This window comes from Acaryochloris sp. IP29b_bin.148 (assembly GCF_028285565.1).
In the GTDB taxonomy this organism is placed as follows: Bacteria; Cyanobacteriota; Cyanobacteriia; order Thermosynechococcales; family Thermosynechococcaceae; genus Acaryochloris.
On sequence record NZ_JANQOY010000045.1, the window covers coordinates 21,016 to 28,406 of the forward strand.

Here is a 7,391-nt window from a genome sequence, read left to right on the forward strand (position 1 = left end):
TCGGAGCCGTTCATAGCACGCTTATGCGAGGCAGTTACTTGTCGTTGGATCGGCACAAATGGATAAAGCAATAAGATTAGCGAGGGAATTTATTAAATATGAGACTTCTCATTAACCAGTCAAAATTCTTTGAATTTGACAGTGAAAATGTAGTACCTGATTTATTTGAGTACGCATCTCAATCTAGCAATAATACCTATCCTCTCTATCCCTCAAGCGTTTCACTTCCGTTACTCCAACGACGTTCCATTCCTCAACAAAGTACTGAGAGTGAGCAAAATCCATTCCTGAACGTCACAAGCAGTCCATTTTTGCAAAGCACCAGCGGCACCGCCGTTGCGCCTCAAGTCACCCCATTGGCAAGTCGTGAGTCAGAGACTGAGAACGCCGCCCCCACGATACCTGAGTCCGCTCTGCCCAACCGATTGACTCTAGGAGCTAGTCCTCGCGGCGACGCTCCATCCCCAGCGGCATCCTCTGAGTCAGATCTCGCTGCGGCGTCTGACTCAAGCAGCTCAGCCCCGCCTCTGCTCGATAGACCCAGTACAGTAGGCTCTGCCTCAAATGGTCCTGCCTCGACGCTGCTTGATTCGCCCAGTGAACCTTCGCCCATTGGGATGACTTCAGACGCGAATAGCCCCTCGCCCACGCCTCCCGAGATGTCGGAACAATCTCCTCACGGGTTCGGCTGTATCTGTGTCTTCTGTCGCTCCGATATCAGCCTATCTTCGGAGCTTCCTGGGTGGGCGGATCGATCGAAAGCGAATCGCCACGGGCATCTTCATCCTCAAGACGTTGCTTTCAACCCGAACAACAACTTCACGGGGTCGAACGTTCCTGCTGTCACCATGACAACGGTAGGTGAATCCGGTGGTGATACCATTGCCGATGCCCACTTTGTATCGCTGGGGTTTGGGGCTTTAGACAGTAGTCGAGTTGAGATCAGTGGGTCTCTAGATGCTTTGCCCACACCCCCAGCCCCCACTTTAATTACCCAAACCGAAGACGATGATGCGATTGGGTTGGCTAATTCCGTCACGGGATTGACGCCAGGAGCAGCCGTAACTGCATCTGCTTTTATTGGTGATGGTCTTCATGGGTCTGCAGGGACGGCCACTGGAGACTTTGACTTTTATGCTGTCACTGCGGGGGCGGGCGAGACCCTCACGATTGAGACCGAAACCGCCGATCCGAACGTTGGGTTAAAAACCATTTTGGGGGTCTATGACAGTAACGGGACGCTGCTGAGATTTAATGATGATTTCTCCACCACTGATGCAGCGGTGGCGTTTACCCCCACAGAGGCAGGCACTTACTTTGTGGCCGTGGGTAGTACGTTTAATTTGTTCGAGACATCTTCATTACCCAGTGACCCCTTCACATCGGGTACAGGGCCAGGAATTCTAGAGTTTCCTAACGATATTTTGGTCGGTGAAGGGGAGTATGACATTACCTTTCGGTTGGCGGAGGCTGCGACACTGATCACCCCAACTGAGAACGATGACTCGATTAGCCAAGCCAATCAAACAGGGGTGACGCTAGGGAATCAAGTGCGAGCGTTTGGATTCCTTGGGGATGGTCTCCATGGCTCAAACGGAACAGGCACCGGAGATTTTGATTTTTATGCCATTGAGGCCGGTTTCAACCAAACGATCACGGTTGAGACGGAAACAGCCGGTCCCGCTGCGCCCGACTCCCCAGATACCGTTCTCAGGCTCTACGATAGTTCCGGCACGCGCGTTAGTTTTGATGATGATGGCGGTGTTGGCCGTGACAGTTTGCTCTCCTTCACGACCACAAAGGCAGATACCTACTATGCGGTCGTCGGTGACTTCGGCAGTGGTGATCCGGGGGATCCATTTACACCGGGCACCGGTCGTGGGGCCGGCAATGAAGGTGAGTATGCAATTACGATCGGCCTGGAAGAATCGGCAGACCGAGACTTTTACAGTTTTGAGCTGAATCCCGGTGATATTATTGCGGCCATTGTATCTGGCGGCGCTAACCGCGTGGCGCTATTTGATTCCAGTGGTAATACTGTGATCGCGGCTGAAGGCGATCCGAGCTTTCTCTATCCATCAGCGTCGCCGCTCCAGAGGGGTGGGAATGCCAATGTTGCCTATGTAATTGATACTGCAGGTACCTATTTTCTGACAGCAGAGAATGGTGAAGGCAACTATGATCTAGACCTGGAAGTGTTTCGCTCCCCCCTCGAACAGGCCGAACCTGGCACGGTGCAAACCTTGTTCCTAGATTTTGATGGGGCGACGTTTAACCCCTTTGAGACCTATTTCGGACAGGGAATCAATGATGATGTAACAACTTCTCCCCTGGCATCGTTCTTACCGAATTGGGGACTCAAAGCAGCCGATGAAGACGCGGTCATTGATGCGATCGTGGCTGAAGTGACCGAAAGCCTTAGCACTGATATTGGTGCATTGGGCAACAATGGTAGCTTCGCATCGGATGGGATTGGCGGCCAATTCGACATCGAGATTCTCAATAGTCGTGATCATGCAGATCCCTTTGGTGATCCCAATGTCAGCCGTGTGGTCATTGGTGGCACCATTGATGAAGTTGGGATAGGAACTATCGGTATTGCCTCAACGGTTGATGTCGGAAACTTTAGTCGGGAAGACGACTCCATTGTTCTGCTTGATTTACTCAGTTCACCAGCCGGCGAGGCAATAGGCAACTCTCTGAACGATATTCCTCTAGCGACCGATGCATCCATCATTGATCTGATTGGGGTGGGTGTGGGCAGTATTGCTGCTCACGAAGCAGGTCACACCTTTGGCAACTTCCACTCAGACCCATTAAATGCAGGCCGCAATATTCAAGATGCAGGTGGTGCTTCCCTTGCTAATAATATCGTGGGGGTCGGAGCCGATGGTATTTTTGGCACCGCTGATGATATCGACATTAACTTTAATCCTGATGTCTTCACCCCCTTTGAATTCTTTGATGGGACCGCCAACTCACTCAATTCGATCGCCTTTGGTCTGTCCACGCCCCTCAATATTGCAGAAGATGCCGAGACTCGGGTCAGTCTCAGGGGTTCCAGCCTCTTCATTGATGACAGTCGGGCAGATTCCGCTGATAACCTCACCATCTCTGAACGTCGAGGCATAATCTTTATCTCCGATCCTGACAATGTCATTCAGGCCAATGAGGGGATCGTTCAGGTAACACCCAATCTCGTTGAAGTGGTTGCCAGTGACGTGAGTCGCCTCACCGTCAACGCTGATGGCGGCAATGGTGTCGTGGATGCGTCAACCCTTGATCGTGCAGTTGTCTTCAATGGTGCAGACGATAATGACCAACTGTTGGCTGGTACTGGAAACGATACCTTACGCGGTGGTCGCGGTGACGATCTACTCCGAGCCAGTGCAGGACGCGATGAGCTGATTGGCAATGAGGGGAATGACATCCTGGAAGGCGGTGCGGATAACGACGTCCTCGTTGGTGGTAGTGGAAACGACACGCTACAGGGCGATGAGGGAGCTGACCAGGTTTTTGGCGGCCTTGGCGATGATATCGTGCAGGGTGGCACAGGAAATGACTCTCTCTTTGGTAGTTTAGGAGACGATCAGCTAATCGGTGGCGCGGGGAATGACACCCTCAATGCAGGTGAGGGAGACGATCAGATAGATGGCGGTGAGGGAGACGATCAGATCTTTGGCGGCGGCGGTGCGGACACCTTTGTGCTGCGGTCTGGTGATGGTACGGACCTTGTATTTGAGTACCGTGATGGCATCGATAGCTTTTTATTGGACGGGCTCACCTTTGAAGATTTGACCATCAATCAGAGTTCTGGGGACGCAACTATCGAAGTGGATACCACTAATGAATTGCTTGTCACCCTGGTTGGCGTTCAGGCAGCAAGCCTAGACGCCACAGATTTTAATGAGCTGACCTGACGGCTGTTAGCGTAAGCTTGAGAGCATTTATTACCAATGCTCTCAGGTATTGACAGATACAACAGCACTTTCCGTAGGTATTCAAGTCGCTTAGAGACCTCTTCCACCTCCACCAACCTAAACACAACACCAACTATTGAGCAATCATGCACTAGAGGATTGCAAGTAGACGCTCTTTGACTGGCGCAAGCGACACGCTAATCATCGCGAAAGGATACAGCCAAGAAGGTAGGCGGATATTTGGCGCAATTTGGATTCACCATTAATTTGACGACACCTCCAAAGGCTGTGCCGTTATGCCTCAATCAGCGAGGAAGCTTACTCTTAAAGAATTAAACTCAGCCGGGGAATAAAATGGATATGCATCTCACATTGAATATTTACGCTTATTCAATTATATTCGGGCTTAAAATCTTATTTTCTGATTAAATAATCTATATTTATCGATTTTATTGCTTATTGTGAGTGTATACTATCAGAAATAAGGTGAAATCTAATCAGGCACTGTAGTTAGAAAACACTTAAAACGTTCTGAACCACTCATAATAGATCTCCGCCCAAAAAAATAGGCTACCAATGCATCCTGTGTCTTTTACGACTAGAAGCTGAGATATATTATGCGCTTATTTTTATGTTTTACGCTGTCTTGTATTTTGGTTCTTGAATGACTTCTCTAGTAGTTTAGATTGTCTTAATTAGATTATAAAAATTGTGAAATAGAAGTATATTTGACTGAGATATTGCTTATAGAAAAGCATTCAATTTGTGGTTTATTTAAGTCGATATCACTGATAGATAATAAGGTTAGTTTTTGGAAGGTCAGGATATCTAGAAAGCTATGCCTCAACTTTGCCAAACTACTGTTTTAATTGGGGGTATACAACGTGGAGCTAAAATACCGTGGAATTTCCTACGATTATCGACCTATCGATATAGAGTGGGAGGAAACAGTTTTATTTCTCGTCTTTTTAGGCAAACATTACAACCTACGACGTCCTTTTAATCTTGAATGTCAACCCTATGGAATTGATGGGCACTTTAGAGGCAGACCTTATCAAATACCATATTTTTCTCTATGCTGATTTTTTGTATTTAGGTTTTAAACCGCTACATATGTCAATGAGTTGCAAATACTGCTCAATGATTTAAAACCCAAAAAATAGCGGAATAAAGCCATTAGATTCTTTGAGATTAAGCTCTCATTCCTTTATGAGAGTTTTCATTTGGCTTGCAAGAAAAGAGAAATGTTGATAGTAAACCAAGATATAAAGAATGTGCGCTTTATGCAGCGCTCCCGCCGAGATAGCCGTTGCATAAACAATAGATTTCGTTTGAGCTTTTCTCCGTCTCATATTGGGATTTATAGATTTCTTCCTGAGATAATTGCTTCTTTAATTTATGTCATTTTCAATAGTGGTCTACTACTTGAGGCTAGCTTTCTGGACGAGATCTATATCGTCTTGGGGATTGATATATTGATCCGCTTTACATGGAATAGTGCAACACTGATTCATGGTGTTGGGCATTCGTTACTTTCTGCGTTTACGGATCTGAAGGCAGATTCTCTGTATGTCGCCAACATGCTTGAGGGAAGAGATATTTCAAGATTTTTGGTCTCATTCTTCCCTTGTACCCCCATCTCGATTCCTCAGGTTTGCAAACAGCCGAGTTTATGGATTGAGGTTTGCGATCGCACCCCCTGGAAAGTTCGAGTCAAAGCTCTCGGAGGTCCGGGTTTTAACCTTATTCTTGTTGTTTTGAGTTGGATTTACGGCTCTGATTTAAGTCGGTTTGATCCTCTGGCGCTTGGGCCAAATAATATTGGGGGCTTTTTTGTTCAGCTTTTGTGGTGGTTGATTGCAGGTACCAATCTAATACTGATTCTTAGCTCTAGAACCGATTGGATGACAGTATTGTCTGGGAAGTGCGATCGCCTCTACTGCGGCAACTTTGGATTTATCGGGCATCGTTTCGTGTCAGATAAATATCATGAACTGTCAGATAAGCCCTGCTTGTTACCGACAAGAGTGGTAGATATCTTCCGCACCATGGGTCACAACACAGAAGTTCGGGGGGCTCAGGCTGGGGGCGGTCTGACAATAGGTAAAAATCGCCAGGGTCAGCTAGTCTTTGTGGGCCATAAGTTGGTGAACTCCAGGCGTGGTAATTTAACGCGAACCTTAGAAAAACGATTTTCCCAGGTCAGAAGTCGATCCATTCGCAGTGGCATTAGGCCAATCAACTCAACTATCACGGCGGCTTGGCACTATCGCTACGGTACAAGTGGCCCACCGTCCGTTTTAGAAACCCATTGGCATGAATGGACCTCTGCCAAGGTCGAAAAAGTTTGGCAAATCGAGAATAGACAGTGGATCTCGCAGGATCGAAGTATCAACCACCGGATTACCCACAATGGTGATTTTGAGTCCTGGAGACTATTAGGCCAACCGATCGGGCAAGCGCATTTAGGTCTGTGGTTAGAGCGCGTTCTTGACGCCCCCAATCAGACCGTCGGCGATTCCCCCAAGATTGCAGGCATGATGGACTTGCTTATTACACAAGGAATGTGGACCGCTTCAGTCCGACTGGCCTATCAATTATCGCTGGCTCCGAGTTCGGAAGCGGCATTTGATGGTCATTCACCAGAGAAAAACGCACCCAATACAGCGCCTTCTCGAACTGTGATTGAAGTCTGGGCCAAAACGTTCGAATCTGCTTTTGTGGATTATATTGCTACGTTAGCCAACCCCCATGAGCTATATTTGCCGAAACATTTAGCTGGACTCAAGCGTGAGGTTCTGGATGCATTTATCACCAATTCTCAATTTGCTCATGTGTGGGGGCGATATTTGGGGCATTTTGTAGGCACCGCGATTCACGCCTTTCTCCACAACGATATTTACCATGCTATGCGGCTTTTTATGAGGGATGCCCAAGGCAGTTTTGGCTTAGTACTTCTCTCAACGCTAGAACCTGATCGGCTCGTCCTCAGCGCCTGGGGACAACCCCTCACCGTTGGATTTGATCCCTACTACCCCTATGCTATCTATGCATCAGAACCCACTGCAGTGGATGCTGTTTTAGCCAAGCAACCGATAACCTATCGCCTAGACTTAGACCAAAATGGCGGTGAAATCGCTGTTCTCAATTCCACAGAGGTGACCCTCTACTCAATCCTGAAACAGCGTGAACTTCGCACAGATGAGGTTAAATCGCGTTATCTTTCCTACCAGCAGAATTCCGTGCTCAAAGGGGCTGCTCAGTCTATTTACAAAAAGAATCCTTCACAAGACTGGATAGCTAAGGATCTCCAAGATATTCCGCATCTGTTGAATGCCATTCATGAAGATTGGCTCCACTCAGCGTCTGCTAATGGAAGCGTAAATATATTGCAGCTTTAGGCAATAGATGATAAACTCCCACCTGGTAGCATTTAGGGAGTCATCCGTTGGAGTACGAATTACGAGTCAT

The 7,391-nt window shown here is 47.8% G+C and carries 3 protein-coding genes; all 3 read left to right on the forward strand.

The window, feature by feature from the left end; all coding sequences use genetic code 11:
* Positions 1-98 precede the first annotated feature (98 nt).
* The 3 genes from Q0986_RS04730 (at position 99) to Q0986_RS04735 (ending at position 7,321) form a co-directional block, all read left to right on the forward strand.
* Positions 99-3,920, forward strand: a complete 3,822-nt coding sequence (locus Q0986_RS04730; RefSeq protein ID WP_299404855.1) for a pre-peptidase C-terminal domain-containing protein — start codon at positions 99-101, stop codon at positions 3,918-3,920.
* 884 nt (positions 3,921-4,804) lie between these two features.
* On the forward strand, positions 4,805-5,002 hold the full coding sequence (locus Q0986_RS22895) for a DUF4278 domain-containing protein (RefSeq protein WP_366918516.1): 198 nt from the start codon (positions 4,805-4,807) through the stop codon (positions 5,000-5,002).
* A 393-nt stretch (positions 5,003-5,395) separates the two neighbouring features.
* The gene (locus Q0986_RS04735) at positions 5,396-7,321 is read left to right on the forward strand and encodes a hypothetical protein (protein ID WP_299404860.1); all 1,926 of its coding nucleotides are present in this window, start codon (positions 5,396-5,398) and stop codon (positions 7,319-7,321) included.
* Positions 7,322-7,391: the final 70 nt, after the last annotated feature.

Coding starts and splice junctions, on each gene's coding strand:
- Q0986_RS04730 (WP_299404855.1), top strand. CDS start 99: ATGAGACTTCTCATTAACCAGTCAAAATTCTTTGAATTTGACAGTGAA.